Source organism: Streptomyces incarnatus (assembly GCF_001027185.1).
Classification (GTDB): Bacteria; Actinomycetota; Actinomycetes; order Streptomycetales; family Streptomycetaceae; genus Streptomyces; species Streptomyces puniciscabiei.
In genome coordinates, this window is the sequence record NZ_CP011497.1 from 5,331,218 (window position 1) to 5,358,096 (window position 26,879).

Below are 26,879 nucleotides of genomic sequence, written 5' to 3' on the forward strand. Positions count from 1 at the left end.
CGGCGGTTGAGACCGAGGGGAGGGGAGACGAGTGATCCACAGGCTCGCGCGGTCGCGTGCGCTCGGCGCGCTGCTGCTCCTGCTGCTGCCGGTCATGCTGCTCGACACCGGCACCCTCCCCACCACCGTGGCACTGGCCGCGACCGCCGCCGCCGGTTCCGCGCTGGCTCTCTGCTCCCTCCGCGCCGCCCGCTCCGCGCCCGCCGTCCCGCCCACCCGGGTGCGCACGGCGATCCGCGACCGGGCCCGGCGTACGGCCTTCCTGCCCCAGCGCGATCCCGACGCGCCCGGCAGGCGCCGGCCCAGGGCACCCGGGCACGCCCTGCCGGCGACCGCCGCGTAGGGCACGTCAGGGCACGTCACTCGTTCCAGCCGCGTGACCCCGCGCGGGTCGTCATGCCGTTGTTCCCCTTCCTTCCGGTTCATCCCGGATTCCGGCACGACGAGACCCCCGGAGGGCTCAGCCATGTCCGTCTTCTCCCTCTTCGCCCGCCTGGTCGGGCAGTTCGCCGACCTGCTCCAGCCGCTCTTCCACGCTTCCGCGGCCGCCGCCGCGATCGTCCTGTTCACCGCGCTCGTACGACTCCTCGTCCACCCGCTGTCCCGCGCCGCCGCCCGTGGCCAGCGCGCCCGCGCCGCGCTGCAGCCGCGCATCGCCGAACTGCGCGAGAAGCACGCCAAGGACCCGCGGCGGCTGCAGCAGGCGGTGCTCGAACTGCACGCCCGGGAAAAGGTGTCGCCGCTGTCCGGCTGCCTGCCCAGCCTGCTCCAGCTGCCCGCCTTCTTCCTGCTCTACCACCTCTTCTCCAGCTCCACGATCGGCGGCGAGACCAACGGTCTGCTCGGCCACCGGCTGTTCGCGGCGCCGCTCGGCGGGCGGTGGGCCGACGCGCTCGCCGGCGGCGGGGTGTTCGGGCCGGCCGGGCTGGTCTACCTCGGGCTCTTCGTCGTCGTCGCGGCCGTCGCGACCTTCAACTACCTGCGCACCAAGCGGATGATGGCGGACAATCCGGTCGCGGTGACCGCGGGGAGCGGCGAGCAGGTGCCGGGGCTCGGGGCGGTCAACAAGGTCATGCCGTTCATGTCCTTCTTCACGCTCGTCACCGTGGCGGTCGTCCCGCTGGCCGCCGCGCTGTACGTCGTCACGAGCACGGCGTGGACGGCGGTCGAGCGGGCCGCGCTGTACCGGTAGAGCGGAACCGGTGGAGCGGGGCCGGTAGGGGCGCGGTTACGGTCCAGTACGTGAACAGGGTCTTGTCTGGTGGACCGAGGGATTGGAGGATCGACCAGTCCTCCGATGGCTGCACACATCGACGGGGCGCCCGCGATCGAGGGAGATGGTGACCATGAAGCTGCTGCGAGTCGGTACGGCGGGGGCCGAGCGGCCCGCGCTGCTCGACGCCGAGGGGACCCTGCGGGACCTGTCGGGCATCGTGGACGACATCGACGGCGCGCTCCTCGCCGACGAGGCCGCGCTCGACCGGGTACGGGCGGCGGCCGAGTCCGGCGAGCTGCCCCGCCTCGACGCGACGGGGCTGCGCATCGGGCCGCCGGTCGGCCGCATCGGCAAGATCGTGTGCATCGGGCTCAACTACCACGACCACGCCCGCGAGACCGGCGCCGAACCGCCCGCCGAGCCGGTCGTCTTCTTCAAGGCGCCGGACACGGTGGTCGGGCCGAACGACACGGTGCTCGTCCCTCGCGGGTCGCGCAAGACCGACTGGGAGGTGGAGCTCGCCGTCGTCGTCGGGCGTACGGCCCGCTACCTCGGCTCGGCCGAGGAGGGGCTCGCGCATGTCGCCGGGTACGCGGTGGCGCACGACGTGTCCGAGCGGGAGTTCCAGATCGAGCGCGGTGGCACCTGGGACAAGGGCAAGAACTGCGAGACGTTCAATCCGCTGGGGCCGTGGCTGGTGACGGCGGACGAGGTCGCCGACCCGCAGAACCTGTCGCTGAAGCTGTGGGTCAACGGCGAGTTGAAGCAGGACGGTGCGACGGCCGAGCAGATCTTTCCCGTGGGAGAGGTCGTGCGGTATGTCAGCCAGTTCATGACGCTCTACCCCGGAGACGTCATCAACACGGGGACGCCGGCGGGGGTGGCGATGGGGCAGCCCGAGCCGAAGCCGTATCTGCGGGCCGGGGATGTGGTTGAGCTGGAGATCGCGGGGCTTGGCCGGCAGCGGCAGGAGTTGAAAGACGCGTAAGGGGTTGGGGGCTGCGCGAGTTCGGCGGGTGCGGGTCGCCTGTGGTTGCTCGCGCCCACGCGGCGGAGCCGCATATCGATACAGCCCCGCGCCCCTTTCGGGGCGCTTCCACTCAACCCAGTAGAGAAGCGAGCCTGCGCCATTCCTCCCTCGGGAGGGTGTCCCTCTCGGTGTCAGTGATGATCTGGAGGGCCACGTGGTCGGCGCCCGCCTGGTGGAAGGTGTCGATGCGGTCGCGGATCCTGCTCTCGTCGCCCCAGGCGAAGACCGCGTCGACCAGGCGGTCGCTGCCGCCGTCGGCCAGGTCGGCCTCGGTGAAGCCGTGGCGCAGGAAGTTGTTGGTGTAGTTCGGCAGGGCCAGGTACATCGCGAGGGTGTCGCGGGCGACGGAGCGGGCGCGGGCCGGGTCGGTCTCCAGGACCACCTTCAGCTCCGGGGCGAGCAGCGGGCCGGCGCCGAGGACCTCGCGGGCCCGGGCGGTGTGCTCGGGCGTGACCAGGTACGGCACCGCGCCCGCCGCCCGGTCGCGGGCCAGCTCCAGGGTCTTCGGGCCGAGGGCGGCCAGGACCCGGCGACCGGCGGGCACCCCGGCCTCGTCCAGGGCGTCGAGATAGGCGACCAGCGCCGAGTACGGCCGCCGGTACTGGTCGGCGAGCTTGGCGTGGCTCACGCCGAGGCCGAGCACGAAGCGGCCGGGGTGCGCGGCCTCCACCTCGGCGAAGGACGCCGCGCTCGTCCCGGCGTCGTACTGCCAGATGCTCTGGATGCTGGTGCCGACGGTGAGCGTGCCGGTGGCCTCCAGGAGGGGTACGGCGTGCCGGGCGGCGCTGCTGCCGCCCAGCCATGCGGCGCCGAAGCCGAGCTCCTCCAACTCCGCTGCCGCTTCCGCCAGTTCGCCGCGGCGGGCCGGGTCCTCCGCGCGCAGGCCGATGCTCCAGATGCCGTACCGGCCGATCCTGTCCTTCACGGTGCTCATGCTGCGATCCCTCCGGGTGGGGCCGTGATCATCACGTCTGCAGCCATTCCCAACCGGAGGGACGCGTCACGTAATCCCGCCGGGTGTCACACCTTCAGGAACTCCTCCAGCGCCTCCACCACGAACCGGTGGTCCTGGAGCTGGGGCAGGCCGGAGACGGTCACCGCGCCGATGACGCCCACGTTCTCGACGTTGATCGGGAACGAGCCGCCGTGGGCCGCGTAGGTGTCGGGGTCGAGGCGGGAGGAGTCCTCGAAGGTCGTGCCCTTGGCGCGGAAGCGGGCGCCGACCAGGTAGGAGGAGGCGCCGTAGCGCTCGGTGACCCGGCGCTTGCGGGCGATCCAGGCGTCGTTGTCGGGGGTGGAGCCGGGCAGGGCCGCGTGGAAGAGCTGCTGGCCGGAGCGGTGGATGTCGATGGCGACCGGGGCCTGGCGCTCCCGGGCCAGTCCGACCAGCAGGGAGCCGAGGGCCCAGGCGTCGTCGTGGGTGAACTGCCGGAAGACCAGGCGGCGTTCCTGTGCCTCCAGTTCCTCGACGGATGGCGTGAGTTCGGGGGTGGTCCTGGGCGTGATCTGCGGGTGGTGCTGCTGGTGGTGTGGCATCAGAGGGTCACCGTCACCTTGTCCGTGGCCGACGTGCGGGCCGCTTCCAGTACGTCGAGGGCGGCGGCCGCCTCCAGGGCGGTCACCGGGTTGGGGCCGGCGCCGGTCAGGGCGCGGGCGACGGCCGTGTAGTAGGCGGGGTAGTCGCCGGGCAGGGTCGGTACGGGCGTGCCGCCGCCGGTCAGCGGGGATTCTCCGGCGCCGATACGGCCGTACAGGGACTCCGGCTCCGCGCCCCACCGGGGGCCCGGGCGCAGGCCTTCGCGCAGGGCCGCCTCCTGCGGGTCGAGGCCGTACTTCACGTAGCCCGCGCGGGAGCCGAGGACGCGGAAGCGGGGGCCGAGCTGGGCCGTCGTCGCGGAGACGTAGAGGTGGGAGCGGACGCCGTTCGCGTGCGTGAGCGCGAGGAAGGTGTCGTCGTCGGTCTCGGCGCCGGGGCGGCGGATGTCCGTCTCGGCGTACACCTCGGTGACCGGGCCGAAGAGCACCAGGGCCTGGTCGACGACATGGCTGCCGAGGTCGTAGAGCAGACCTCCGATCTCTGCCGGGTCGCCGGACTCGCGCCAGCCGCCCTTGGGCTGGGGCCGCCAGCGCTCGAAGCGGGACTCGAAGCACCATACGTCACCCAGGTCGCCCTGGGCGATCAGCTTGCGCAGCGTCAGGAAGTCGTTGTCCCAGCGGCGGTTCTGGAAGACGGACAGGAGCAGGCCGCGCTCCTCGGCGAGGGCGGCGAGGTCGCGGGCCTCGGCCGCGGTGCCGGCCACCGGCTTGTCGACGACGACCGGCAGACCGGCCTTCAGGGCGGCGGAGGCGAGCGGGACGTGCGTCCTGTTCGGGGAGGCGATGACGACCAGGTCCAGCGCGTCCGCCCGGTCGAACAGTTCCTCGGCGGTGGCCGCGAGCGTCACGTCCGGGAACTCGGCGCGGGCCTGCTGCTGCCGCTCCGGGCTGGAGGTGACCACGGTGTCCAGGGCGAGGCCCTCGGTCGCGGCGATCAGCGGGGCGTGGAAGACGGAGCCGGCGAGGCCGTAGCCGATCAGGCCGACGCGGAGGGGGGTGGCGGTCGTGCGTCCTGTCATGGATCCCATGGCTCCCTACTTTCGCAACGCTGTTGCCAAAGTGCAAGTGGTGGGGACAATGGGTGGCGTGAACAGGACGAGAACGGGGACGCGGGCCGGATCGGGCACGGGGGCGGGAGCCAATCTCGTCGCGGTGCGGTCGCACAACACCGCGCTGGTGCTGGGGCTGCTGCGGGATGCCGGGGCGGAGGGGATCAGCCGGCTGGAACTCGCCGAGCGGACCGGGCTGACCCCGCAGGCCGTCAGCAAGATCACCGCGCGGCTGCGGGAGGACGGCTTCGCGGCGGAGGCCGGGCGGCGGGCGTCGACGGGGGGCAAGCCGCGGACCGTCTTGCGGCTGGTCCCGGAGGCGGGGCACGCGGTGGGGGTGCATCTGGACCGGGACGAGCTGCGGGTCGTGCTGGTCGATCTGGACGGCGCCGTGGTGGGGGAGCGGCGGGCCGCACTGGACCTCGGGGCCGGGGCGGAGGCCGTGCTGGCGGTGGTCGGGGACGCGGTGGAGGGAGTGGTACGGGAGACCCTGGGCGCGTTTCCGGGCGAGACAGGGCCGGCCGGGGAGGGGGCTGCCGGGGCGGTCGCCTCGCTGCTCGGGGTGGGGGTGGCGCTTCCCGGGCCGCTCGATCACGCACGCGGGGTGCTGCACCGGGTGACCGGGTTCCCCGAGTGGGACGGGTTTCCGCTGCGGGACGCGCTCGGGGAGCGGTTGGGGGTGCCGGTCGTGGTGGACAAGGACACCAACGCCGCCGCGCTCGGACTGTCGGTGGGGGGCGAGGGCGGCGAGGGCGGCTCCTTCGCGTATCTGCACCTCGGTACGGGGCTCGGGGCAGGGCTGGTGATCGGTGGGCGCGTGCACCGGGGGGCGCGGACCGGGGCCGGGGAGTTCGGGCACCAGGTGATCCAGCTGGACGGGCCACCGTGCGAGTGCGGGAACCGGGGCTGCGTGGAGGCGCTGTGCCTGGCGGCGGTGGGGCGCGGTGAGGCGGGGGAGGCTGCGCGGGTGCTGGGGGTGGCGGCGGCGAACCTGGTCGGGCTGCTGGACATCGATGCGGTGCTGCTCGGGGGGCGGACGGTCGCGGGGGCGCCGGAGGTGTATGTGCGGGGTGTCGGTGAGGTGCTGGACGCCCGGGCCCGGCGGGAGGGTGCGGAGGGGGGTGCGGCGCCGGTGCGGGTCGCTCCGCGGGGGGAGCGGGTGGTGGCGGAGGGGGCCGCGCAGTTGCTGTTGGCGCCGGTGTTCGGGCGGGGGGATGCGTGACGCTGCGCTGTGCTGTGGCGGGGTGACTCGCGGGCCGATGCCTTTCGGGTGCCGCGCGCTGCGGCCGGCCGGGGGTGGGTTTGGCTTGCCCGCGCCGGCGGGGTGCCGCTGCGCCCACCCGTGCCGCCCCAGCGGCACGACTGCCCGCAGCTATGTGGGCACGGCTGCCGCTGCCGGGCGGGCGTCGCCTCGGCCGGTTCACGCCGGCAGGTTCAGTTGCCAGGAGACGCCGAATCGGTCGTTGATCCAGGTGAACTTGGTGCTGAAGCCGTAGTTCCCCGGAGGCATGAGTTCCGTGCCCTGGTCGGAGAGGGCCGTGTGGAGGCGGTCGAGTTCGGCCTCGTTCTCGCACTGTACGAAGAGCGAGACGGCGGGCGTGAAGCCGAATTCGTGGTGCGCGGGACTGTCGACGCACATGAACTGCTGGCCGGCGAGCGAGAAGGTCGCGTGCCGCACGCTTCCCTCCTTGCCAGGACCACCGGCGCCGTACCGGTCGATGTTGATGACCTCGGCGTCGTCGAAGAGCGAGGTGTAGAAGGTCAGCGCCGCCTCGGCGTCGCCCTCGAACATCAGGAACGTGGTGATCTTCTGCGACGAGTCGATCTTCATGCTGCTCGCTCCTCCGGCGCACGGGCTGCGGATGCCTGCTCCACTGTCCACAATGGAAACCAGCGCATCAAGCGAACCAACGGCGACTTCAGATTACCGCCGTCACACCGAACGCACTCTTGCTGCAGTGAGGAGTGAGCATGCGCTGCACCCGCATCACCACCGCAACCCTCGTCGCCGCCAGTGTCATGGTCCTCGCCGGGACGGCCACCGCCGCACCGGTCGGCACGGTCAGCCCGACCACGGTGAAGCCCGGGCAGGTCGTCTCCCTCAAGCTCACGGGATGCAGTGATCCCAGCCAGGGCGGCCGTGCCGAAGGGAAGCAGGTCGGCCGGCACACATCGGAACGCAGCCCCATCCGCACCGTCGAGCTCAGGCCGACGACAAGGGACACCCTCGCCGGGTTCGCCGGGATCGAGCGGAACGTGCAACCGGGCGTCGCGCACATCTACCTGGTCTGCGCCTCCGATCCGAACGCCGTGGTCACGGTGGAGGTCACCGTCACGAGCTGACCCCAGCCGCACAAGCCTCACAGGACACTGGCTGGGCTTGACGACACCGGCCGACCCGCCGATCGAGCGGACTTCGCGGCCGTTACCGGATTGGCGGTCGCGGGTGTGCCGACACGCCCGACATGATCATGTGTTTATGCGACTGTGCACACGTCTGTCCCGCTTGTCCCGCTGCCTCGCCGCAGCCGCCGCGTCCGCCTCCGCCTGTGTCGGCGTCTCCGCCGGTGTGGTCGCCCCCGCCACGCCGGCCGCCGCCCTCGCCGACCCGCCCCCGGCCTGCGTCGGCGGCGACCCGCGCGCCTTCCCGCTGGCTGCCCGGATCCGTGGCGGCCCGGCCTCCTACGAGGCGGGCGGCGGATACGGCACCTGGTACCTCGACCTCACCAACACCACCCGTCGGACCTGCACCGGCGTCCACCCGGTGATCGTCCTCGTCGACGACAAGCGGGCGCTGCGGCCGGACCAGCCCAAGCTGGAGTTCTACGACGGCCCCAGGGCCCGGCCGGTGACGTTCGAGGGCACCGACGAGCAGGAACTGGTCGGCGTGCTCGACGGCGCCGGGTTCGCCGGGTTCGCCGTACCGCCCGGCAGGACCGTCAGCGTCAAGGTCAGACTCGTGTTCCCCGCCGGCACCGCGGCCGACCAGGTCACCGCCAACGCCGCCGTCGTCCAGCGCCGGGGCGCCGACGGGGACTGGGTCGGGGAGTCCAACGCCTACCGGTTCGGGATCGGGGAGTACGCGTCGCCGAGCGCATCCAGCCCATCCAGCCCATCCAGCCCGTCCAACCCATCCAGCCCACCCAGCGCGTCCGGCAGCCCGCAGGCCACACCAGGCACCGGTACCTCCGCTCCCTCCACCGCCCCCACTCCAGCCACCCCCGCCTCCCCCGAGGAGGCCAAGGAGCAGTCCACTGAGCTCGCGCTCACCGGGCCCGGCCTCATCAACGCGCTGCTCGCGGCCGCCGCCGCGGCCCTCGGGGCCTCCGGCGTCGCGCTGCTGCTGACCCGCAAGCGCCGCTGAACCGCAGAAGCCGCCGAGCCGCTGAGCGCTGTCGTACGACGCCCCACACTGATCGCCACGACCGCGGCGACCGCCGCCGCGCCGGGGCCGTACCACGGCCACCGCTCCCGTCTGCGACGATCCCTGCGTGGACTACCCGAACGACCAGGCCCCCGGCGCCCCCGTCCGCTCCGGCATCCCCGAGCACGGGCGCATCCCCAAGTACTACGCGGTGAAGGCACGCATCGCCGCGCTGCTGGAGGAGCTGGGGGAGGGCGGGGTCATCCCCACCGAGCGGGACCTCGCCGAGCGGTACGACGTCGCCCGGGAGACCGTACGGCAGGCCGTGAGGGAGCTGGTGCTGGAAGGGCGGCTGAGGCGCAAGGGGCGGGGGACCGTGGTCGCCGGGCCCAAGCTGACCCAGCCGCTGTCCCTCGCGAGCTACACCGAGGGCGTGCGCCGGCAGGGCCGTACGCCCGGTCGTACGCTCATCGGCCTCGACCGGTTCCCCTGCCCGGACGCGCTCGCCGCCGAGACCGGGCTCACCCGGGGCGAGCCCGTGTGGCACTTGGAGCGCCTGCTGCTCGCCGACGAGGAGCGGGTCGGCCTGGAGAGCACGTACGTCGCCGTCGAGCGGCTGCCCCGGCTGGACAGCGACTTCGACCCCGACTCCTCCTTCTACGGCTATCTCGCCGCGCAGGGCATCTCCTTCGGCGACGCCGACGAGCGGATCGAGACCGTGCTGGCCACGCCCCGCGAAGCCCTGCTCATCGGCACCCCGCCCGCCCTGCCGATGCTGCTGATCCACCGCGTCTCCCGGGACACGGAGGGCCGGCCCCTGGAGCGCGTGCGCTCGCTGTACCGGGGGGACCGGTTCTCCTTCACCACCCACCTCAAGGGCTGAAAAGCACCGATATCCGCACCCGCCTCAATGTCACGAAAGGATAACGGGTCTAGTCCAAATGTGCTTGGATGGTCCACGCTCTCGGTGTGAGCATGAAAGTGACAGTCGTCGGAGCAGGCGTGGTGGGCACCATGCACGCCTGGCACGCCGTCCAGCGCGGCCACCAGGTGGTCCAGATCGAGCGCGAGGCCGAGGCGCGCGGTGCCTCGCTGCGCAACTTCGGGCAGATCTGGGTCAGCGGCCGCGCCGGCGGCCAGGAACTGGAGGCCGCGCTGCGGGCGCGGGAGCTGTGGGAGCGGATCGGCGCACGGGTACCGGCGCTGAGCTTCCGGGCGAACGGGTCCCTGACCCCCGTCCGCGGCCCCCTCGAACTCGCCGTCGCCGAGGCCGCCGTGGCCCGCGCGGACGCCGCCGTCCGCGGCTACAAGCTCCTCACCCCGGGCGAGGCCCGCGCCCTCAACCCGGCGCTGCGAGGCGACTTCTCCGCCGCCCTGCACTGCGAGCGGGACGCGGCCGTCGAGCCGCGCACCGCCCAACTCGCCCTCCGCGCCGAGCTGTTGAAGTCCCCGAACTACACCTTCCTGCCGGGCCGGGAGGTACGCGAGGTCGTCGGCGCCGGGACCGTCCGCGACGACCACGGGGACGTGCACCGGGCCGACACGGTCGTCCTGTGCACCGGCGCCTGGCTCGGCGGACTGGTCCGCGAACTCGCGGGGCCGGACCTTCCCGTGCGCCGGGTGCGCCTGCAGATGATGCAGACCGACCCGCTGGGCGAGCCGCTGCCGACCTCCGTCGCCGACGCCGACAGCTTCCGCTACTACCCCGCCTACGCCTCCCCGGCCCTCGACCGGCTCAACGCCGAGCAGCCGCAGCCGGAGACCGCCGCCAGGCACCGGATGCAGCTGCTGATGGTGCAGCGCGCCGACGGCGGACTGACCATCGGCGACACCCACGAGTACGAGCACCCCTTCGCCTTCGACACCGTCGAGGAGCCCTACGAGCACCTCACCGGCGTCGTCGAGTCGCTGCTGGGCCGGCCGCTGCCGCGCATCCGGCGCCGCTGGGCGGGCGTCTACGCGCAAGCCACCGAACCCGGCCGGGTGGTGCACCGGCAGCAGGTGCGCGAGGGGGTGTGGCTGGTCACCGGGCCCGGCGGGCGCGGCATGACCTGCGCCCCCGCGATAGCCGAGACCACCGCGAACGAACTGGGCTGGTGAGCACGTTGAACACCCTGACCGACATCCGTCTCGTCGTCCTCGACATGGCCGGCACGACCGTCGCCGACGGCGGGCTGGTCGAGCGCGCCTTCGCGGCGGCGGCCGCCGAACTGGGCGTCGAGCCCGGCTCGGCCGAGCACACCGAGCACCTCGCCCACGTCCGCGCCACCATGGGCGAGTCCAAGATCTCCGTCTTCCGGCACCTGTTCGGCACCGAGGACCGCGCCCGGCGCGCCAACACGGCCTTCGAGAAGGCGTACGGCGACCTGGTCGGCGCGGGCCTGATCGCCCCGGTCCCCGGCGCCCGCGAGGCCATCGAGGACCTCACCGCCCAGGGCCGTACCGTCGTCCTGACCACCGGCTTCGCCCGCGTCACCCAGGACGCGATCCTGGACGCCCTCGGCTGGCGCGACCTCGTCCCGCTCACCCTGTGCCCGGCCGACGCCGGCGGACGCGGGCGGCCGTACCCGGACATGGTCCTGGAGGCGTTCGTGCGCACCAAGGCCGCCGAGGACGTGCGCCAGGTCGCCGTCGTCGGGGACACCTCGTACGACGTGCTCAGCGGCGTACGGGCGGGCGCGGGGGTCGTCGCCGGGGTGCTGACCGGGGCCCACGGGGACGCCGAGTTCCGGGCGGCCGGCGCCACGCACGTCCTCGCCTCCGTCGCCGGCCTGCCCGCGCTGCTGCGGGGAGACCGGTGAGACGGGCCGCCGGGACCAACCCGCGGACGGCCGGGGTCGAGATCAGGCCCCGCTGACTACGCTGGTGGCGTCGGTACGCCGTGGTTCCGGCGCCCCCGCTTTTCTTGACCGTACGCACGCCAGGAGACGCACAGCATGGCAGACCGCAAGCCGATCGAGTCGTGGCTCACCGACATGGACGGTGTCCTGATCCACGAGGGCGTTCCGATTCCCGGCGCCGACGCCTTCCTGAAGAAGCTGCGCGAGTCCGGCCGGCCCTTCCTGGTGCTCACCAACAACTCCATCTACACCGCCCGCGACCTGCACGCCCGGCTGCGCCGCATGGGCCTGGAGGTGCCGGAGAAGAACATCTGGACCTCCGCGCTGGCCACCGCCCAGTTCCTGGACGACCAGCGGCCCGGCGGCAGCGCCTATGTCATCGGCGAGGCCGGTCTGACCACGGCGCTGCACGACATCGGCTACATCCTCACCGACCACGACCCCGACTTCGTGATCCTCGGCGAGACCCGCACCTACTCCTTCGAGGCGCTGACCAAGGCCGTGCGGCTGATCAACGACGGGGCCCGGTTCATCGCCACCAACCCCGACAACGTCGGCCCCTCCACCGAGGGCGACCTGCCCGCCACCGGCTCGGTCGCCGCCCTGATCACCGCCGCCACCGGCAAGAAGCCGTACTTCGTGGGCAAGCCCAACCCGCTGATGATGCGGGCCGGGCTCAATGCCATCGGGGCCCACTCCGAGACCTCCGCGATGATCGGCGACCGCATGGACACCGATGTCCTCGCGGGCCTGGAGGCCGGAATGCGCACCTTCCTGGTGCTGTCCGGCGTCACCCAGCCCGACGACGTCGACCGCTACCCCTTCCGGCCCTCGCAGGTCGCGGACTCCATCGCGGACCTGGTCGACCTCGTCTGAACCGGCCTGACTGGTCCGATCCGACCTGAGCGGTTCTGACCAGGGGTTTTCAAACCTGGGTCCACCCGTTCGGAGCAATCGGGCGCCTCCCGAGGATGCGGAGGCGCCCGGGGCGGGGGAGCCTCCTGATAACTGGAGGTTCACGATGGGCTCACTACGCCTCACTCTCTGTACCGGAATCCTGGCCGTCGCCGCCTTCGCCCCGGCGGCCCACGCGGCCGACTCGGGCTCGGTCTCCGTGACCCCCGCCTCCCCCGCACCGGGCACCGACGTGTCCCTGCGGGTCCACGGCTGCTCCGGGCCGCAGGGCACCGCCGTCTCGGCCGCGTTCGTCGCCGACGCCCGGCTGACCGGCAGGGAGGGCACCCTGGCCGGCGAGACCCGCGTCCGCTCCTCCCTCAAGCCGGGCGCCTACGACATCAGGATCACCTGCGCCGACTACGTGATCAGCGGCAAGATCACGGTGGTCGACCGGGGGTCGGGGCCCGCCCGGGCCACCGGGCAGTACGCGGATCCCGGCCGCCTGCCCACCACGCCCGCCTCGCCCGTCGCTCCCGTCCCCGCGGGCGGCGGTGGCACCGCCCACTTCGCCACGGTGGCCACCACCGAGTCCGGCCCCGACACCGCCCAGACGCTGACCGGACTGGCCCTCGCCGGGGCCGCGGCGGTCGCCGTCGGGCTCCGCGCCCGCCTGGCCCGCCGCACCCGCTGAGCGCGGCCCATGTCCGACGACGGCGCGCGCAAGCCCGGCAGGGAGCGGTTCATCTCCGGCCTGACCTGGGCAGTGCTGCTGCTCGGGCTGTGGCTGTGGGGGCGCGGGCTGACCGGCGTACCGCACCCCGCGGGCGGCCCCGCCACGGGGAACCTGTTCGCCCTCACACCCGCCGAGGCTGCCCGGCTCCCCAGCCCGGCCACGCCACTCGGCGACGCCGTGCCCCAGCGCGTCGACATCCCCCAGCTGGGCGTCCAGGCGCCGGTGGTGAGCCGCGGCCTGGACGCCCAGGGCGCCGTCGACCCGCCCCCGCTCGACCAGCCGGGCGTGGTCGGCTGGTACGGCGCCGGCCCCGCACCCGGCGCCCGGGGCGCGGCGCTCCTGGTCGGGCACGTCGACACCGAGACCCGGCCCGCCGTCTTCTACCAGCTCAGCACCCTCAAGCCCGGCGAGACGGTCCGGGTGGTCCGCTCGGACGGCAAGGTCGCCCGGTTCACCATCGACGACGTACGCGTCCTGCCCCGCGCCGGCTTCGACGCCCACCAGGCCTACGGCGCCCGCCACCCCGGCCGCGCCGAGCTCCGGCTCATCACCTGCGGCGGCTCCTTCGACCGCGCCGCCCACAGCTACATGGCCAACGTCGTGGTCTCCGCCTACCTCACCGGAACCACCGGCTGACCCCCGTACACCCCACCCCGTACGCCCCGCCGCGCCACCTCGCGACCTCGTGACGGAGCGGCCGGATATGCCAGGATTGGCACCCGGACCGGTGCGCCCAGGGGGGATTCGCATGTACGACAGCAGGGGGGCCCGTGCTTCCGCGCGGGCGTCGGCGGCCGTGGTGCTGGGGGCGGCACTGCTGCTCGCCGGATGCTCCTCCGGCGGCGGGGACGACAGCGGCGACCCGGGGGCCCGGATCACCCAACAGCCCAAGGCCGCCGACCCGTTCTGGGTCAACCCGGACGGCACCGCGGCCCGCCGGCTCGCCGCCTACGAGAAGTCCGGCAAGAAGACCGAGGCCGCGCAGATCCGCAAGATCGCCGAGCAGCCGGTGGGGGAGTGGATCGGCCCGGAGAACCCGGAGCAGGAGGCGCGCGGCTTCACCGAGGCCGCCGCGAACTCCGACCGCACGGCCCTGCTCGTCCTCTACAACATCCCGCACCGCGACTGCGGCCAGTACTCGGAAGGCGGCGCCGCCGACGGCAACGCCTACCGCGCCTGGATCGACGGTGTGGCCCGGGGCATCGGGGACCGCCCCGCCATCGTCGTCCTCGAACCGGACGCCGTGCTCCACCTCGTCGACGGCTGCACCCCGGACCGGTTCCACGAGGAGCGCTACGACCTCCTCAAGGGCGCCGTCGCCAAGCTCAAGTCCCTGAAGAACACCAAGGTCTACCTGGACGCGGGCAACGCCGGCTGGGGCCACCCCGACCAGATCTTCCAGCCCCTGGAGCAGGCCGGCATCGACCAGGCCGACGGCTTCTCCGTCAACGTCTCCAACTTCTACTCCACCCAGGACTCCATCGCCTACGGCAAGCAGCTCTCCGCGAAGGTCGGCGGCAAACACTTCGTCATCGACACGAGCAGGAACGGCAACGGCCCCTACACAGGCGGCGACCCGGCCCAGCGCTGGTGCAACCCGCCGGGCCGGGCCCTGGGAGAAACCCCGACGACGAAGACGGCCGACCCCCTGGTGGACGCCTACCTGTGGGTCAAACGGCCGGGGGAGTCGGACGGCACGTGCAAGGGGGGCCCGAAGGCGGGGGATTGGTGGGCGACCTACGCTCTCGAACTGGCGAAGAACAGCCGACCTTAAGGGGCGCGGGGAACTGCGCGAGTAACCAAGGCGAGCCCGCAGCCGCCGAACTCGCGCAGCCCCCACCCCGTTTCGCGCTACGGCACCCGAACCCACTGCGCCACGCTCGGCGTCCCCTGATCGTCGTCCACGAACAGCATGTACCACCCGGCGGTCACCAGGTTGCCGTTCTTCGGCACCGTCACCGTGATCCTGTTCCCGGACGTCTTGAAGTCCAGGGCGATCGACCGCTGATCGACGTCCGTCACATGCGTGGACGCACTCGGCCGGATCAACCGCACCTTCTTGATGCTGGCCGCGTGATCCGACGTGAACGTCCCCGAAGCGCCGCGGGCGATCGTCTGCGGACCTCCACCGAGCGTCGGCCGGGACCCCCGGTAGAGATACGGCGGCGTGTAGATCTCGATCCGCTGCTCGAACTTGCCCGGCTTGGTGTTCGCCTCGTCGCCGTAGAGCGAGTCGGACCCGAAGAACATCACCCGCCCGTCCGGCAGCAGGATCGACCCGGAGTGGTAGTTGCGGCCCACCAGCGGATCGGCGACCCGGGTGAAGCTGTTGCTGTCGGGGTGGTACAGCCGCGCCTGCAGGATGTTGGAATCGCTGCGCCCCCGGTAGTCCTCCGAGCCGCCGGAGACCAGCACCGTGTCGTCGGGCAGGATCGAGGACTGCGGATACCGCGTGCCCTTCTCCAGCTCGGGCCCGTCCACGAACTTCGGGTTCTTCGCCTTCAGGTCGATCAGCCGGGTCTTGTTGCTGGACAGCTTCGACTCACCGACGCCGCCGCCCCCGATCACCATGAACTTCTCGTCCTGCGCCGGAGGCAGCAGCACCGTCCCCGACGTCTCCATCATGTTCGGGTCGCTCAGCCCGGGCAGCTTGGTGAACTTGTTGGTGCCGACGTCCCAGATGCCGGGGTCGCGGCCGACGTTGTCCGGTCCGTACCCCGCGTTCGAACCCGAGTAGAAGATCTTCCCGTTCTGCATCAGGAACAGCGCCGGATACGTCGGGAACTGCCGGACCGACTTCGTGTACGTCCACTTCTTCGTCTTCGGGTCGAAGACCTCGTTCTTGCCCGGCACCAGCTGACCGATGTCGTCGAGGCCGGACACACTGAGGATCTTGCCATCGGACAGGGTGGTGAGCGTCGGGTACCAGCGGGCCTCGTTCATCGGGTCGACCTTGATGTACCGCTCGGCGACCGGGTCGAACTCGTAGGCGTCCTTGATGCCCTCGAAGTCCTTCTTGTCGAGGGCGAGCTTCTGCGCGATGCCGTAGGTGTTGCGGGCGTCGGCGCCGGTCAGGCCCTGGATCCGGTAGTTGTCCTGGGTGCCGGTCTCGTACTTGGCGCCCTCCTTCGGCGCCTCGACGTAGACCCGGCCGTAACCGGGGTTGTTCCGCAGCCACTTGCCGGTCCTGTCGAAGACCTTCGTGGCGCGCGGGACCAGCACCGGATCCTGGGAGACGAACGTCCTGCCGTTCTGCTTGCCGGTGAACCTGGTGCCCGCGGGCAGGGTGATCGGCTTGTCCGGGTTCTCGTTGTAGAGGATCATGACGCCGCCGGCCTTCTTGACGTCACCCTTGAGCTTCTCGTACCGCTTGGTGCCGCCCGCGATCAGCAGGTTGCCGTTGGCCAGCTGGGTGTGGCCGGTGCAGAACAGGTCGTTGGGCGTGGGGACCTTCTTGATCGTGCCCTTGACCGGGTCCCAGATCCGGGTGTCGAACTTCTTCTTGTTGAAGTTGTCCTGGTTGTTGCCCGAGCCGGCGACCAGCAGCACCTTGCCGGTGTGCAGCAGCGCCGCGTGGATGGTGTCCTGGCGGTACTCCGGGGGGAACTCGATGACGTCCCAGTGGCCGTTCTCGGCCTTGTACTCGGGTCTGTTGATCTTGTACTGGTGGTATTGCGCGGTCGCGAAGCGGTAGACCCACGGCCCGTTCATCCCGGCCAGCGCGAGTACCACCGCCGTACCGATCGCGAGCCTGCGAGCGCGACGGCGGCCGGCCTGGTCCTTCATTCCTTACGTCCCCCAAGTCCGCCAAGGGCGATCTGCATGGTCTGTTCGTTCTCCCCGGTCGAGCCGTCGGGCGGGCCCGCCACCCAGGTGGGCCGCCGCTGCGGGGCGTGGGCCGCGTGCGGCGCGGGCACCGCGTCCTGCGGTTCGGCGACCGGCGCGGCGGCCGCGGGCTTCGGCTTCTTCTTCTCCTGCCGCAGCGTGTACTGCCAGGCGAAGATCGGCGAGGCGGTGATCAGCAGGGCGAAGGACGCCCAGGTGATCATCGCCGGGTGGGAGTGCCCGAACACGAAGCCGGCGGCGAGTGAGCCGGCGAAGACCAGGATGAAGAACCAGTGGACCCGGAACGTTCCGAACAGCGTGTCGGGGCTCGCCGATTCGCCCTTGGGCGTCACCACGAACCTGCTCTTGCGGCGTAGTACGGCGTCCATGAGCGAGCGTGCGTAGATCGGCGCGGACAGGGCGGACATCACCATGCCCGCGACACCGCCGGAGCCCTCCGGCTCGTGCGGGGAGACGTTGTGCCGCCGGTTCCAGATGTACAGGCCGATCTGGAGGGCGGAGGCGTTGCCGTACAGCATCAGCCAGACGGTGGGGTCGATGTTCACGCCCGAGGCGCCGAGGCCCAGGAACAGGGCGCAACTCAGCGCCGCTAGGATCCAGTTGAGGGCCGACATCGGGTAGAAGATGATCATCATCGTGTAGTTGAAGAGCTTGCCCGGCGGCAGGGTGAACAGGCCCTTCCAGTACTGCTTGAGGATCGTCTCGTAGGTGCCCCGGGACCAGCGCAGCTGCTGGGTGAAGAAGTCCGTCCAGGCGTTCGGGCCCTCGCCGACCGCGAGGACGTCCGGGGTGTAGACCGACTTCCACTTCCGGCCCGTCGCGGGGTTCTTGGCGCGGTGCATCTCGAAGCCGGTCGCCATGTCCTCGGTGATCGAGTCGTACAGGCCGCCGATCTGCTTGAGGGCGCTGATGCGCACGGCGTTGGACGTGCCGACGAACATCGGGGCGCCGTAGCGGTTGCCGGCGCGCTGGATCAGGGCGTGGAAGAGGAACTGCTGGGACTCGGCGGCCTTGGTGACGAACGTGTCGTAGTTGCCGTACACCTGCGGGCCGATGACGAAGCCGACGTCCGGGTCGCGGAAGTAACCGAGCATCCGCTCCAGGTAGTTGGGCAGCGGCACGTGGTCGGTGTCGACCGAGGCGAAGAAGTCGTACTCGTCGCCGTGCGCCTCCAGCCAGGCGTTGTAGTTGCCGTGCTTGGTCTTCGCGCGGTGCGGGCCCTTGGGCCGATTCCACCGCTCGACGCCCTTGCGGGTGAAGTGGTGCACTCCGAGCCGGGCGCAGACCTCCTTGACGGCCGGGTCGTCGCCCTCGTCCAGCAACCACACGTGCAGCAGGCCCCGGTGACGGAGCCTCACCGCCGCCTCCAGGGTCTTCGTCACCATCTCCAGCGGCTCCTTGCCGGGCACGAAGGTGGTGATGAAGGCGACTCTGGTGCCGGTTTCCGGGACCACCGGGACCGGGTCGCGGGCGACGAGGGTGGCGTGCGCGTTGGACAGGACGTTCATGCAGCGGAAGAACTCGATCAGGCCGATCGAGACGAGCATGACGACGTCGAGCGCCGGCAGGAAGTCGTAGGCGGGATAGTCGCGTTCGGTCCAGTGCTCCGGCTGCAGCAGCCAGAACAGCAGGACCAGGGAGAGGATGGGGGCCGCGCCCAGCATGAGCGCGGCGCGGACGCGGTGCGGCTCCTGCGAGAGCAGCGACCGGTACTGCACCGTGTACGGCTTGCCCGGGTCGGGCTGGGTGAGGGGGCCCGCGAGCCGGCTGTAGTGCTCGTAGTCGTATCTCGGCAGGCTCTTCTTGATCCGGCGTATCTGGCCGGTCCGGTGGCCGATCACCCTGAGCTGTGTGGTCTGTGACGGGTCGTCGTGAACGTGGCTCTGTCCGGCGCCCGACGGCGTCGACGTCATGAGTCATTCCCCCCACACGCAGATCACCGCGTGTTCGATCGCTGTGGTAGTGCGCAGTCCCCACGTCTCCCCGACCGTACAGACACGGGACGGCGCCCTTCCGGTTGCATGATGCCCCCCTCGGCATCGGTTCATGGGCGGGGCCCCCTCCCCGCCGTCCAGCAACCGTTTGCTTCCCCCCAACTGCCGCGAAACGGCGGCAGCTTGGACATCCAGGGTCTACGGCGCTCCGCATGATCGCAAGACGCGAAACGCGGTGTTTACCGGTCAAACCCGTTCATTGTGGCGCGGGTGGGGCTCGGGTGACGAGGGCGCGCCGGTGGTCCCCAGTGGCCGGGTTGTGCCGGTGGCTCCGGACGGCGGTGGTGTGCCGGTGGTGGAGAGCCGGGCGCGGATGTTGCCGAAGTGATCTCTTATGGCCTCCTCCGCCCGCAGTGAGTCGCCGGACCGGACCGCGTCCAGGATCTCCCGGTGCTGGCGGCAGGTGACCCTGGGGTCCTGCGGCACGTCCACCAGATCGCGCTGCACCCGGTGGAAGGCGTCCCAGAACGCCTCCAGCACCTCGCTGAGCAACACGTTGTCCAGCCCCCGGTAGAGGGTGGCGTGAAAGGCCCGGTCGGTCTCGGCGAGGCCCGCCCCCTCGGCGGCCTCCCGTTCCATACGGTCCACGAGGGCGTTCAGTTCAACGAGGTCCGCATCGGGCAGCCGCCCGGCCAGCCGCGAGACCAGCCCGGTCTCCACGGCCTCGCGCAGCTCCAGCAGCTGCAGCAGGGAGTCCTCGCCCCGGTAGTGCCCGGCGACGGTGCGGAAGGCCAGCCCCTCGATCATGGGTGCGAACGACATCGAGCCGACGTACGTCCCGAACCCGTGCCGGATCTCCACGATGCCCATGGCCTGCAGCGCCTTCAGTGCCTCCCGGACGGAGTTCCGGCTGGCTCCGAGGTACTCCATCAGCTCGGGCTCGGTCGGCAGCGGGGCGCCCGAGGGCAGCCGCCGGTCCACGATCAGCTTCTTGATCCGCTCCTGGAGGTCCCGGGCTGCCATGGCGAGAGGGTATCCGGCCAGTCGGGGGGAGGGCTCGGTTCCGGACAGGAGGTGATTTCCGGACATGCGAAAAGCCCCCCGCTTTCGCGAGGGGCCTCCCGGTCGGTGCGCCGCCAGGGACTCGAACCCCGGACCCGCTGATTAAGAGTCAGCTGCTCTAACCAACTGAGCTAGCGGCGCCTGCTGACGGAGATAACTCTACCTGACCTTGGAGGGTGCCCGTGACCACCCCCGGATGATCGGCGGGGGCTCGGGGCGGCCGTGTACATCATTCGGACCGTCAAAGTGGCGGCGCGGTGGCCGGTTAGCAAACTGATCAACGTGCACACTCGCGGACAAATCCCCTCCGAATGTGAGGTAGATCGCATGGCGACGGCTCCCGTCTTCCAGGAATTCGACCCCGTCGGCGACTGCGACTGCCCCGGCTGCGCCCAGGAGCGACGGGCCGGCCCCGGCCAGGCGCCCGGCCGACCCGGCGTGCGCCCGGCCGCCTGCGGAATCGTGGCCCTGGCCGCCGCGTCCGCCGTCCTCGGCGCGCCCGCCCAGGCCGCCGCCGTCACCCCCGACCGAACCGTCGAGGAGCGCGTCCACGCCCCCGACGACGACGAGACCGACACCCCCCAGGGCCCCAGGGGCCCGCTGTACGGCCCGAAGGGCAACCCGGCGGGACCCGGCACCGTACCGACCCCCGCCACCACCCGGGCCAAGATCATCGAGCGGGCCAAGGTCTGGGTGGCCGCCCAGGTGCCGTACAGCATGGAGAGCTACTGGACCGACGGATACCGGCAGGACTGCTCGGGCTACGTCTCCATGGCCTGGGGCCTGCCGAGCAACGAATGGACGGGCAGCCTCGACCAGTTCGGCACGAAGATCACCAAGGCCGATCTCCAGCCCGGTGACATGCTGCTCTACCACAATCCCGACAACCCCGAGAAAGGCTCTCATGTGGTGATCTTCGGCGGCTGGACGGACTCCGCGCACACCTACTACACGGTGTACGAGCAGACACCCCCGCACGCCCGCTCCCAGCCCACGCCGTATCCCTACTGGAGCAACGCCGACAAGTACGTCCCCTACCGCTACAAGGGACTGACCGACGGCAAGGAGGGCGCGCCGCCCGACCCGGCCGGGAAGCAGGCCCCCGACCCGGGGGTCGCCCGCTTCGGCCCCGTCGCCGGCGGAGGCGTGCCCGCCGCGCAGGCGGCGCCGGTTCCGCAGGGGGTGCCCGCCCCGCAGGGGGTGCCCGCCTCGCACGGGGTGGTCGGCTATCCGGGCCGGGGCCACTTCCGCCCGGGTGCGGAGAACGCGTACGTCACGCAACTGGGCCGGCGACTGGTGGAGAAGGGATACGGCACGTTCTACACCGCCGATCCCGGCCCGCGCTGGGGCGACGCGGACCGGCGCGCGGTGGAGGCCTTCCAGCGCGCCCAGGGCTGGCGCGGCGGCGCGGCGGACGGTTTTCCGGGGCCGGAGACCTGGCGCCGGCTGTTCGCGGACACGGTCCCCGACCGCGAGACGGACCTCTGACCGGGAGACGGACCTCTGACCGCGAGGGGGGCCTCTGACCGCAGGCGGGGCCTCTGACCGCCGGGGCGGGCGGGCGGCCGGGGACCGGTGTCCGGCCGACGGGCCGGGCTACCGGCCGCCGGGCGCCCGCCGGTTGACCGGGCTCCGGCCGTCGGGCCGGGCACCCGGTCTCCGACCACCCGGCCCGGCCCCCTGGTCTCCGGGCAACCGCTCGCGAGGCCGCTCCCGGTTCCGAGGCCACCGCGCGCGACGCGGACACCGCTCCCGACCGTGGCCGCGGCCGCGGTCGATCCGGATCGCCGCCGCCGGGCATCCGGCGGTGGCGAGGGGCCGGCCGATCCCCGCCCCGAAGAGCCCGAAGAGCCCGAAGAGCGCTGCTCATCGCATCCCTGCCTTCCCGCCCCTACCCCTCCCGCCCCTTTCCCTCCCGACCCGCACCTGTTCCCCCCGTCCCCTCTCCCCTTCCCTCCCACCCTCATCCCCCGACCCTCATCACCCACCCCCATCCCCCTGTCCATCTCAACTCACCTGTTCAACGACGCGTCTGGCGCGGAGGCTGGAGGCACGCATGGGTACGAGCACGTCACACACGACGCCCGAGTCCGAGGGGCAGCCGGAGGGTGCCCCGGGGGCGGTCGGGCGGCCGGGCCGGCCGGTCCCGGGCGGGGCGACCGTCGAGATCCCCGTCCATCTGCTCTTCCGCGACGACGCGGACCCGCTGAACCCGGTGAAGGTGCCGGTCGAGCCCGCCGTGGTGGCCCGTCGGCGGGGTACCGGTGAGCAGCCGTCGCCGGGACAGCCGGTGCCGGTGCGCCGGCGGCAGTTGCCGGAGGTGGACCCGGAGCTGGTGGAGCGCCCGGCGCGGGTGCTGCCGGGGGCAGTCGGGGCGCTGGCAGGGGTCTGCGGGGTCACCGGCACTCTGGTGACCTCCTGGTGGGCGGGGCTGCTGCCGCCGAGTGTGGCGGAGGCGCTGTCGCTGCCCGCGTCCCTGGTTGCCGGGCCCGGTCCGGCGCAGTGGGCGGCGTACGCCGGGGCCTGGGCGCTGGCGATGCTCGGCTTCGGCGGGCTGGCCCGGGGGCGTACCGGGCGGGCCTGGGTGCTCGACCTGTCCGGCGGCTACCGGGGGACGGTACGGCGCACCGGCCTTATCTGGGTGAACCCCCTGCTGCGGCGGCGCCGGGTCGATGTGCGGCTGCGGCACTGGCGCAGCGAGGCGATGCCGGCGGCGGATCACGACGGGATGCCGCTCAGGGTGGTGGTGCTGGTGGTGTGGCGGATGCGGGACACCGCACGGGCGGTGCTCGGCGTCGAGGACCACGAGGCGTATCTGCGTCAGTGCGTGGAGGCGGCGTTGGCGCGGGTGCCGGTGGAGCCGGCGGGCGGGACGCGCGGCGGGGTGACGGCGGCCGGGGAGGCGCTGACCCGGCTGGTGGCGGAGGAGGCCGCGCCGGTCGGTGTGGAGGTGTTCTCGGTGCGGCCGCTCCGGGTGGAGTACGCCCCGGAGGTCGCCGACGCCGTCCGTCGGCGCCGGATCACCCGCCTGGACGCCCGGCAGCGGGCCGGTCTGCTCGACTCGGTGGTGGACGCGGTGGAGGACGCCATGAGCAGGCTGACCGCGCGCGGGCTGGTCGGGCCCGACGACGACGAGCGGAAGGCGCTGGTGCGGGACCTGACGGTCGCCTTCTGCTCGGGGCGCGGGGAGCCGTCGTAGAGCGGGCTCCACCGCGGTCGCGATGGGCACGTCTTTTGTATGGACACAGTCAACAGACGGCAATAATCTGGCACTTGGTCTAGACCTACCTGCACAGCTCATCGAACTCCCCACGTTCTTCAGGAGCGGCAGTATGCGCACCAGGACCAAGTTGTCCGCGGTCGTGCTGGGTGTGATGACCGCCGGAGCGTTCGCGCTCTCCACCGGCGGCGCCAGCGGGCACGGCTACACCGACCTCCCCATCAGCAGGCAGAAACTCTGCGCCAACGGCACGGTGACGGGCTGCGGCGAGATCCAGTACGAACCGCAGAGCGTCGAGGGCCCCAAGGGCTTCCCGGCCGCGGGGCCCGCCGACGGCCAGCTCTGCAACGGCGGCCTGAGCCGGTTCGCCCAGCTCAGCTCGCCGACCACACCGTCCGGCGCCGCCTGGCCCACGACCCGGGTGACGGGCGGGCAGACGTACACCTTCCGCTGGCAGTTCACCGCCCAGCACGCCACGACGGACTTCAAGTACTTCGTCACCAAACAGGGCTGGAACCAGAACCACCCCCTGTCCCGCTCGGACCTCGACCTCACCCCGTTCCTGACGGTCCCCTACAACGGCCAGCGCCCACCGGCCACCCTCAGCCACAGCGGCACCCTGCCGACCGGGCTGAGCGGGCACCACGTCATCCTCGCGGTGTGGACGATCGCCGACACGGGCAACGCGTTCTACGCCTGCTCGGACGTCACCTTCTGAGGACCGTTCCGCCACAGCACGGAAACTGAGGTTCCCTTGAGGCCGGCCGCCCCTACCGGCGGGTACGTTCCTCGCACGCCGGCCGAGCGGGGGCGGCGTACCGACCTCGGGGGAACCTCATGTTCGATCTCTTCTTCTACGCCATACCCGCCCTCATGATCGTCGGCCTCGGGTGCGGCGCCTTCCGGCTGCTGGTCCGCGCCCGGCGGATCAGCAGGATCTGGGCGCGCGGCCTGACCGCCGAGGCGTGCTGCCTGCGGGCGTACACCACGACCAGCGGGGGTGGCGGGGACACGTCGGTGCGGACGACCCTGCACCACGTCTACGAGTTCACCACCCGCGAGGGCCGCACCGTTCGCTTCGAGGAGGCGGGCGGCCCGGCAACCGTCGTGGAAGGCGACTTCGCCGCCGTGCGGTACCTGCCGGAGCGGCCCGAGCAGGCCACCGCGCGCCCGCCCGCGCCCGCCAAGCTGGCCGTAGGCACCGGATTCTCGGTGGCCTTCCTCGGCGCGGCCATCGCCTTCTGCGTCTTCTTCATCACCACCGCCCACACGATGTTCTCGGAGTCGGGCGGCATGATGCCGTGACCCTCCCTATCTGACGCTCAGTCAGTTACCGTGCGGCTCCATGGAGTCCATGACGCGCACGGTCGCCGAGCTGGTCGCGGCGCGGTGGGGGGACCACCGGCCGGGGCTCATGTGCGAGGGGCGGGTGCTGACACAGCACGAGACGGCCGCCGGCGCCGCCGCACGGGCGGCACTGCTGGCCGACCTGCTGCCGGCGGGCGCCGTACCGCATGTCGGGGTGCTGCTCGACAACACCGAGGAGTTCCCGCTCTGGCTCGGCGCCGCCGCCCTGGCCGGTGCGGCCGTCGCCGGGATCAACCCCACGCGCCGGGGAGCCGAACTGGCCCGGGACATCCTGCACACCGAGTGCCCGCTCCTGGTCACCGAGCGGGCCCACCTGCCGCTGCTGGCGGGCCTGGAGCTGCCGGGCGTACGGATCCTCGTGACGGACGGGGACGAGTACGCCGCCCTCCTCGCCCCCTACGCCGACGCCGTGCCCGACCCCTCCCGGGCCGCTCCCGCCGACCGGCTGCTGCTGTACTTCACCTCCGGCTCGACCGGCGCCCCCAAGGCCGCGCTCTGCTCCCAGGGCCGGCTGGCGGCGGCCGGGCAGGCGCTGGTGCGGCAGTTCGGGGTGGGCGCGGACGACGTGCACTACATCTGCATGCCGATGTTCCACGGCAACGCGGTGATCGCCGACTGGGCGCCCGCGCTCGCCGCCGGCGCGGGGGTCGCGTTGCGGCGGCGGTTCTCGGCGTCCGGGTTCCTGCCCGATGTGCGCCGGTACGGGGCGACGTACTTCACGTATGTCGGGCGGGCGATCCAGTACGTCCTCGCCACCGAGGAGCGGGCCGACGACCGCGACAATCCCCTGCGGCTCGGCTTCGGCACCGAGGCGGGCGCGGTGGACGCGGCGGCCTTCGAGCGGCGGTTCGGGGTCCGGCTGGTGGAGGGCTACGGCTCCTCCGAGGGCGGGGCGGCGATCCAGTGGGCGCCGGGCACCCCGAAGGGCGCGGTGGGGCCGGCGGGGCCGGGCCTTGTGGTGCTCGACCCCGCCACCGGGCGCGAGTGCCCGTCGGCCCGGTTCGACCCCTCGGGGCGGCTGCTGAACGGGGAGGAGGCGATAGGTGAGCTGGTGAACCGGGGGCCCAACCCCTTCGAGGGGTACTGGCGGAACCCGGCCGCCGAGGCCGAGCGGCGCAGGGGCGGGGCGTACTGGACCGGTGATCTGTTCTACCGGGACGCCGGCGGCCACCTGTACTTCGCGGGCCGTGGCGACGACCGGATCCGCGTCGACGGGGAGAACCTGGCCTCCGCGATGATCGAGAACATCGTCGCCCGGTACGAGGGCGCGGTGGCCGTCGCCGTGTACGGGGTGCCCGACCCGGTGACCGGGGACCAGGTGATGGCGACCATCGCCGGGTCCTTCGATCCGAGGGGCTTCGCCGAGTTCCTGGCGGCCCAGCCGGACCTGGGGACGAAGATGGCACCCCGGTTCGTACGGGTGGTGGAGCGGATGCCGGTGACGGCCACGAACAAGATCCACCGGGCGCGGCTGCGGCGCGAGGGGTACGCGTGCGCCGATCCGGTGTGGTGGCGGCCGCCGGGGGAGGAGACCTACCGGAGGCTTAGGGAGGGGGACGCCGAAGGGCCCCTCGCAATCGCGAAGGACCCTTCGTCCGTGTGCGCCGCCAGGGACTCGAACCCCGGACCCGCTGATTAAGAGTCAGCTGCTCTAACCAACTGAGCTAGCGGCGCATGACTCCCGCCGACCTCGGATTTTATCTTCCTCGGCTGGCGACGAAGAAAATACTACCCGGTCCTGAGGGGTGCTCGTGACCACCCCTTCGGACCTAGATCGTCAGCGACAGGAGCACCGGCGCCGCGTTCCGGTTCAGCGTCTCCGCCGCCCTCCTCAGCCGGTGCGCGTGCTCCACGGGAAGCGACAGCGCCAGGCAGCCCACCGAGGCACCCGCCGTGATCGGGACCGCCGCGCAGACCGTGCCGATCGCGTACTCCTGGAGGTCCAGGACCGGCACCGTCGGCGGCTGGGACTCCAGGCGGGAGAGCAGGAGCTTGTCGCTGGTGATGGTGCGCGAGGTGAGGCGGGCCATCTTGTGCCGGGAGAGATGGTCGCGGCGGGCGTTGTGGTCGAGCTGGGTGAGCAGGCTCTTGCCGACCGCCGTGGCGTGGGCGGCGGTGCGGAAGTCGACCCACTCGTTGACCGCGGGGGTGGTGGGCCCGGCGGCGTACTGGGTGACCTTGACCTCGCCGTCGACATAGCGGCTCATGTAGACCGCCGCGCCGACCGAGTCGCGCAGCCGGTCCAGGGTGTGCTGGAGCTTCTCGCGCAGGGCCCGCTCCCGGTCGTGCGCGGAGGTGAGGCGGCGCAGGGTGTCGCCGGTGACGTACGCCCCGTCGGTGATCTGCTCGACGTAGCCCTCCCGGCGCAGCATGCGCAGCAGGGCGGTGAGCCGCTCGGGGCCGAGGCCGGTGCGGCGGGCCAGTTCGGTGTCGGTGACGCCGGCGGGGTGGCGGGCGACGCTCTCCAGCACGCGCAGGGCGTCCTGGGCCGAATGGTACGGGGCGGTCGGCTCGTGCATCAGCGCCACGGTGCATCCCCCTGCGCTCGCCTGTGTGTGCCGCGAGATCCGGTCGGCGGATCGCTACCACGATAACGGGCAAACCCGGTACGGGGAGAGGGGGTTGGCGAGATTCTTCCGCCCGCCCGACCCCTCCCAACTGCGGCGCAGACCCTCTGGCATATGCCAACGTCATGACCCAACGGCTGGACCTCGGCATCTTCCG

25 protein-coding genes, 2 tRNA genes and 1 pseudogene are annotated in these 26,879 nt (G+C 72.1%); 18 read left to right on the forward strand and 10 right to left on the reverse strand.

The window, feature by feature from the left end:
- The first annotated feature begins 31 nt into the window (after window positions 1–31).
- The 3 genes from ABB07_RS24015 to ABB07_RS24025 all read left to right on the forward strand — a co-directional run bounded on the left by ABB07_RS24015 (window position 32) and on the right by ABB07_RS24025 (window position 2,204).
- On the forward strand, window positions 32–343 hold the full coding sequence (locus ABB07_RS24015) for a DUF6412 domain-containing protein (protein ID WP_208900641.1): 312 nt from the start codon (window positions 32–34) through the stop codon (window positions 341–343).
- 123 nt (window positions 344–466) lie between these two features.
- Window positions 467–1,192 (forward strand): YidC/Oxa1 family membrane protein insertase, encoded by a 726-nt coding sequence (locus ABB07_RS24020; protein WP_208900642.1) that lies wholly within the window; start codon window positions 467–469, stop codon window positions 1,190–1,192.
- A 154-nt stretch (window positions 1,193–1,346) separates the two neighbouring features.
- Window positions 1,347–2,204 carry a fumarylacetoacetate hydrolase family protein gene (locus ABB07_RS24025; protein WP_208900643.1) on the forward strand — a complete coding sequence of 286 codons (858 nt, stop codon included), beginning with the start codon at window positions 1,347–1,349 and terminating at the stop codon, window positions 2,202–2,204.
- Window positions 2,205–2,316: 112 nt separating this feature from the next.
- Here ABB07_RS24025 and ABB07_RS24030 read toward each other — a convergent pair whose 3' ends face one another.
- From ABB07_RS24030 to ABB07_RS24040, 3 genes are all read right to left on the reverse strand, one after another.
- A complete protein-coding gene (locus ABB07_RS24030) occupies window positions 2,317–3,180 on the reverse strand; it encodes an LLM class F420-dependent oxidoreductase (protein ID WP_208900644.1) in 864 nt (287 codons plus the stop codon).
- 86 nt (window positions 3,181–3,266) lie between these two features.
- Window positions 3,267–3,782: a heme-degrading domain-containing protein gene (locus ABB07_RS24035; RefSeq protein WP_208900645.1), complete on the reverse strand. Its 516-nt coding sequence runs from the start codon at window positions 3,780–3,782 to the stop codon at window positions 3,267–3,269.
- Entirely contained in the window at window positions 3,782–4,861 is a 1,080-nt protein-coding gene (locus ABB07_RS24040) for a Gfo/Idh/MocA family protein (RefSeq protein ID WP_208900646.1), read from the reverse strand. Before ABB07_RS24040 ends, ABB07_RS24035 begins: the two co-directional genes overlap by 1 nt.
- Before the next feature lie 58 nt (window positions 4,862–4,919).
- Between ABB07_RS24040 and ABB07_RS24045 the strand changes: the two genes are divergently transcribed.
- Window positions 4,920–6,113 carry an ROK family transcriptional regulator gene (locus ABB07_RS24045; RefSeq protein WP_208900647.1) on the forward strand — a complete coding sequence of 398 codons (1,194 nt, stop codon included), beginning with the start codon at window positions 4,920–4,922 and terminating at the stop codon, window positions 6,111–6,113.
- 198 nt (window positions 6,114–6,311) lie between these two features.
- Here ABB07_RS24045 and ABB07_RS24050 read toward each other — a convergent pair whose 3' ends face one another.
- Window positions 6,312–6,722 (reverse strand): VOC family protein, encoded by a 411-nt coding sequence (locus ABB07_RS24050; RefSeq protein ID WP_208900648.1) that lies wholly within the window; start codon window positions 6,720–6,722, stop codon window positions 6,312–6,314.
- Between the two features lie 140 nt (window positions 6,723–6,862).
- Here ABB07_RS24050 and ABB07_RS24055 point away from each other — a divergent pair, with 140 nt between their 5' ends.
- The 9 genes from ABB07_RS24055 (at window position 6,863) to ABB07_RS24095 (ending at window position 14,499) form a co-directional block, all read left to right on the forward strand.
- Window positions 6,863–7,234 (forward strand): hypothetical protein, encoded by a 372-nt coding sequence (locus ABB07_RS24055; RefSeq protein WP_208900649.1) that lies wholly within the window; start codon window positions 6,863–6,865, stop codon window positions 7,232–7,234.
- A gap of 136 nt (window positions 7,235–7,370) precedes the next feature.
- Complete coding sequence (locus ABB07_RS24060) at window positions 7,371–8,255, forward strand: hypothetical protein (protein ID WP_244189491.1); 885 nt, start codon at window positions 7,371–7,373, stop codon at window positions 8,253–8,255.
- A 127-nt stretch (window positions 8,256–8,382) separates the two neighbouring features.
- Window positions 8,383–9,138 (forward strand): GntR family transcriptional regulator, encoded by a 756-nt coding sequence (locus ABB07_RS24065; protein WP_208900651.1) that lies wholly within the window; start codon window positions 8,383–8,385, stop codon window positions 9,136–9,138.
- Window positions 9,139–9,230: 92 nt separating this feature from the next.
- Entirely contained in the window at window positions 9,231–10,355 is a 1,125-nt protein-coding gene (locus ABB07_RS24070) for a TIGR03364 family FAD-dependent oxidoreductase (protein WP_208903594.1), read from the forward strand.
- A complete protein-coding gene (locus ABB07_RS24075) occupies window positions 10,352–11,056 on the forward strand; it encodes an HAD family hydrolase (RefSeq protein ID WP_279617399.1) in 705 nt (234 codons plus the stop codon). The genes ABB07_RS24070 and ABB07_RS24075 overlap by 4 nt, the downstream gene beginning before the upstream one ends.
- 135 nt (window positions 11,057–11,191) lie before the next feature.
- Entirely contained in the window at window positions 11,192–11,971 is a 780-nt protein-coding gene (locus ABB07_RS24080) for an HAD-IIA family hydrolase (protein ID WP_055710275.1), read from the forward strand.
- 145 nt (window positions 11,972–12,116) lie between these two features.
- Window positions 12,117–12,683: a hypothetical protein gene (locus tag ABB07_RS24085; RefSeq protein WP_208900652.1), complete on the forward strand. Its 567-nt coding sequence runs from the start codon at window positions 12,117–12,119 to the stop codon at window positions 12,681–12,683.
- 9 nt (window positions 12,684–12,692) lie between these two features.
- Window positions 12,693–13,361, forward strand: coding sequence for a class F sortase (locus ABB07_RS24090; RefSeq protein WP_208900653.1), 669 nt, complete (start codon window positions 12,693–12,695; stop codon window positions 13,359–13,361).
- Window positions 13,362–13,473: 112 nt separating this feature from the next.
- Complete coding sequence (locus ABB07_RS24095; protein WP_208900654.1) at window positions 13,474–14,499, forward strand: glycoside hydrolase family 6 protein; 1,026 nt, start codon at window positions 13,474–13,476, stop codon at window positions 14,497–14,499.
- Window positions 14,500–14,576: 77 nt separating this feature from the next.
- Here ABB07_RS24095 and glxA read toward each other — a convergent pair whose 3' ends face one another.
- The 4 genes from glxA to ABB07_RS24115 all read right to left on the reverse strand — a co-directional run bounded on the left by glxA (window position 14,577) and on the right by ABB07_RS24115 (window position 19,708).
- Window positions 14,577–16,511, reverse strand: a complete 1,935-nt coding sequence (gene glxA, locus ABB07_RS24100; protein WP_208900655.1) for a radical copper oxidase GlxA — start codon at window positions 16,509–16,511, stop codon at window positions 14,577–14,579.
- Window positions 16,508–18,484, reverse strand: coding sequence for a glycosyltransferase family 2 protein (locus ABB07_RS24105; protein ID WP_208900656.1), 1,977 nt, complete (start codon window positions 18,482–18,484; stop codon window positions 16,508–16,510). Before ABB07_RS24105 ends, glxA begins: the two co-directional genes overlap by 4 nt.
- A 267-nt stretch (window positions 18,485–18,751) precedes the next feature.
- Window positions 18,752–19,528 (reverse strand): FadR/GntR family transcriptional regulator, encoded by a 777-nt coding sequence (locus ABB07_RS24110; RefSeq protein ID WP_244189492.1) that lies wholly within the window; start codon window positions 19,526–19,528, stop codon window positions 18,752–18,754.
- Between the two features lie 106 nt (window positions 19,529–19,634).
- A tRNA-Lys gene (locus ABB07_RS24115) sits at window positions 19,635–19,708 on the reverse strand.
- 186 nt (window positions 19,709–19,894) lie between these two features.
- Between ABB07_RS24115 and ABB07_RS24120 the strand changes: the two genes are divergently transcribed.
- From ABB07_RS24120 to ABB07_RS24140, 5 genes and pseudogenes are all read left to right on the forward strand, one after another.
- A complete protein-coding gene (locus tag ABB07_RS24120) occupies window positions 19,895–21,055 on the forward strand; it encodes a peptidoglycan-binding protein (protein ID WP_208900657.1) in 1,161 nt (386 codons plus the stop codon).
- A 568-nt stretch (window positions 21,056–21,623) separates the two neighbouring features.
- Window positions 21,624–22,766: an SPFH domain-containing protein gene (locus tag ABB07_RS24125; RefSeq protein ID WP_208900658.1), complete on the forward strand. Its 1,143-nt coding sequence runs from the start codon at window positions 21,624–21,626 to the stop codon at window positions 22,764–22,766.
- A gap of 133 nt (window positions 22,767–22,899) precedes the next feature.
- Complete coding sequence (locus tag ABB07_RS24130) at window positions 22,900–23,505, forward strand: lytic polysaccharide monooxygenase auxiliary activity family 9 protein (protein ID WP_208900659.1); 606 nt, start codon at window positions 22,900–22,902, stop codon at window positions 23,503–23,505.
- Window positions 23,506–23,624: 119 nt separating this feature from the next.
- Complete coding sequence (locus ABB07_RS24135; RefSeq protein WP_208900660.1) at window positions 23,625–24,092, forward strand: DUF3592 domain-containing protein; 468 nt, start codon at window positions 23,625–23,627, stop codon at window positions 24,090–24,092.
- Window positions 24,093–24,132: 40 nt separating this feature from the next.
- Window positions 24,133–25,790, forward strand: a pseudogene (locus tag ABB07_RS24140) (AMP-binding protein).
- Here ABB07_RS24140 and ABB07_RS24145 read toward each other — a convergent pair.
- Both ABB07_RS24145 and ABB07_RS24150 read right to left on the reverse strand, forming a co-directional pair.
- A tRNA-Lys gene (locus ABB07_RS24145) sits at window positions 25,756–25,829 on the reverse strand. The pseudogene ABB07_RS24140 and the gene ABB07_RS24145 overlap by 35 nt on opposite strands.
- Window positions 25,830–25,924: 95 nt before the next feature.
- Window positions 25,925–26,683, reverse strand: a complete 759-nt coding sequence (locus tag ABB07_RS24150; RefSeq protein WP_208900661.1) for an IclR family transcriptional regulator — start codon at window positions 26,681–26,683, stop codon at window positions 25,925–25,927.
- Window positions 26,684–26,879: the final 196 nt, after the last annotated feature.

Bases quoted from the DNA above. Each gene is read 5' to 3' on its own strand.
- ABB07_RS24050 (WP_208900648.1), bottom strand. From the start codon at position 6,722: ATGAAGATCGACTCGTCGCAGAAGATCACCACGTTCCTGATGTTCGAG.
- ABB07_RS24120 (WP_208900657.1), top strand. From the start codon at position 19,895: ATGGCGACGGCTCCCGTCTTCCAGGAATTCGACCCCGTCGGCGACTGC.
- ABB07_RS24085 (WP_208900652.1), top strand. From the start codon at position 12,117: ATGGGCTCACTACGCCTCACTCTCTGTACCGGAATCCTGGCCGTCGCC.
- ABB07_RS24090 (WP_208900653.1), top strand. From the start codon at position 12,693: ATGTCCGACGACGGCGCGCGCAAGCCCGGCAGGGAGCGGTTCATCTCC.
- ABB07_RS24105 (WP_208900656.1), bottom strand. From the start codon at position 18,484: ATGACGTCGACGCCGTCGGGCGCCGGACAGAGCCACGTTCACGACGAC.
- ABB07_RS24040 (WP_208900646.1), bottom strand. From the start codon at position 4,861: ATGACAGGACGCACGACCGCCACCCCCCTCCGCGTCGGCCTGATCGGC.
- ABB07_RS24020 (WP_208900642.1), top strand. From the start codon at position 467: ATGTCCGTCTTCTCCCTCTTCGCCCGCCTGGTCGGGCAGTTCGCCGAC.
- ABB07_RS24130 (WP_208900659.1), top strand. From the start codon at position 22,900: ATGCGCACCAGGACCAAGTTGTCCGCGGTCGTGCTGGGTGTGATGACC.
- ABB07_RS24135 (WP_208900660.1), top strand. From the start codon at position 23,625: ATGTTCGATCTCTTCTTCTACGCCATACCCGCCCTCATGATCGTCGGC.
- ABB07_RS24045 (WP_208900647.1), top strand. From the start codon at position 4,920: ATGGGTGGCGTGAACAGGACGAGAACGGGGACGCGGGCCGGATCGGGC.
- ABB07_RS24060 (WP_244189491.1), top strand. From the start codon at position 7,371: ATGCGACTGTGCACACGTCTGTCCCGCTTGTCCCGCTGCCTCGCCGCA.
- ABB07_RS24035 (WP_208900645.1), bottom strand. From the start codon at position 3,782: ATGCCACACCACCAGCAGCACCACCCGCAGATCACGCCCAGGACCACC.
- ABB07_RS24095 (WP_208900654.1), top strand. From the start codon at position 13,474: ATGTACGACAGCAGGGGGGCCCGTGCTTCCGCGCGGGCGTCGGCGGCC.
- ABB07_RS24080 (WP_055710275.1), top strand. From the start codon at position 11,192: ATGGCAGACCGCAAGCCGATCGAGTCGTGGCTCACCGACATGGACGGT.
- ABB07_RS24030 (WP_208900644.1), bottom strand. From the start codon at position 3,180: ATGAGCACCGTGAAGGACAGGATCGGCCGGTACGGCATCTGGAGCATC.
- ABB07_RS24055 (WP_208900649.1), top strand. From the start codon at position 6,863: ATGCGCTGCACCCGCATCACCACCGCAACCCTCGTCGCCGCCAGTGTC.
- glxA (WP_208900655.1), bottom strand. From the start codon at position 16,511: ATGAAGGACCAGGCCGGCCGCCGTCGCGCTCGCAGGCTCGCGATCGGT.
- ABB07_RS24110 (WP_244189492.1), bottom strand. From the start codon at position 19,528: ATGGCAGCCCGGGACCTCCAGGAGCGGATCAAGAAGCTGATCGTGGAC.
- ABB07_RS24070 (WP_208903594.1), top strand. From the start codon at position 9,231: ATGAAAGTGACAGTCGTCGGAGCAGGCGTGGTGGGCACCATGCACGCC.
- ABB07_RS24025 (WP_208900643.1), top strand. From the start codon at position 1,347: ATGAAGCTGCTGCGAGTCGGTACGGCGGGGGCCGAGCGGCCCGCGCTG.
- ABB07_RS24125 (WP_208900658.1), top strand. From the start codon at position 21,624: ATGGGTACGAGCACGTCACACACGACGCCCGAGTCCGAGGGGCAGCCG.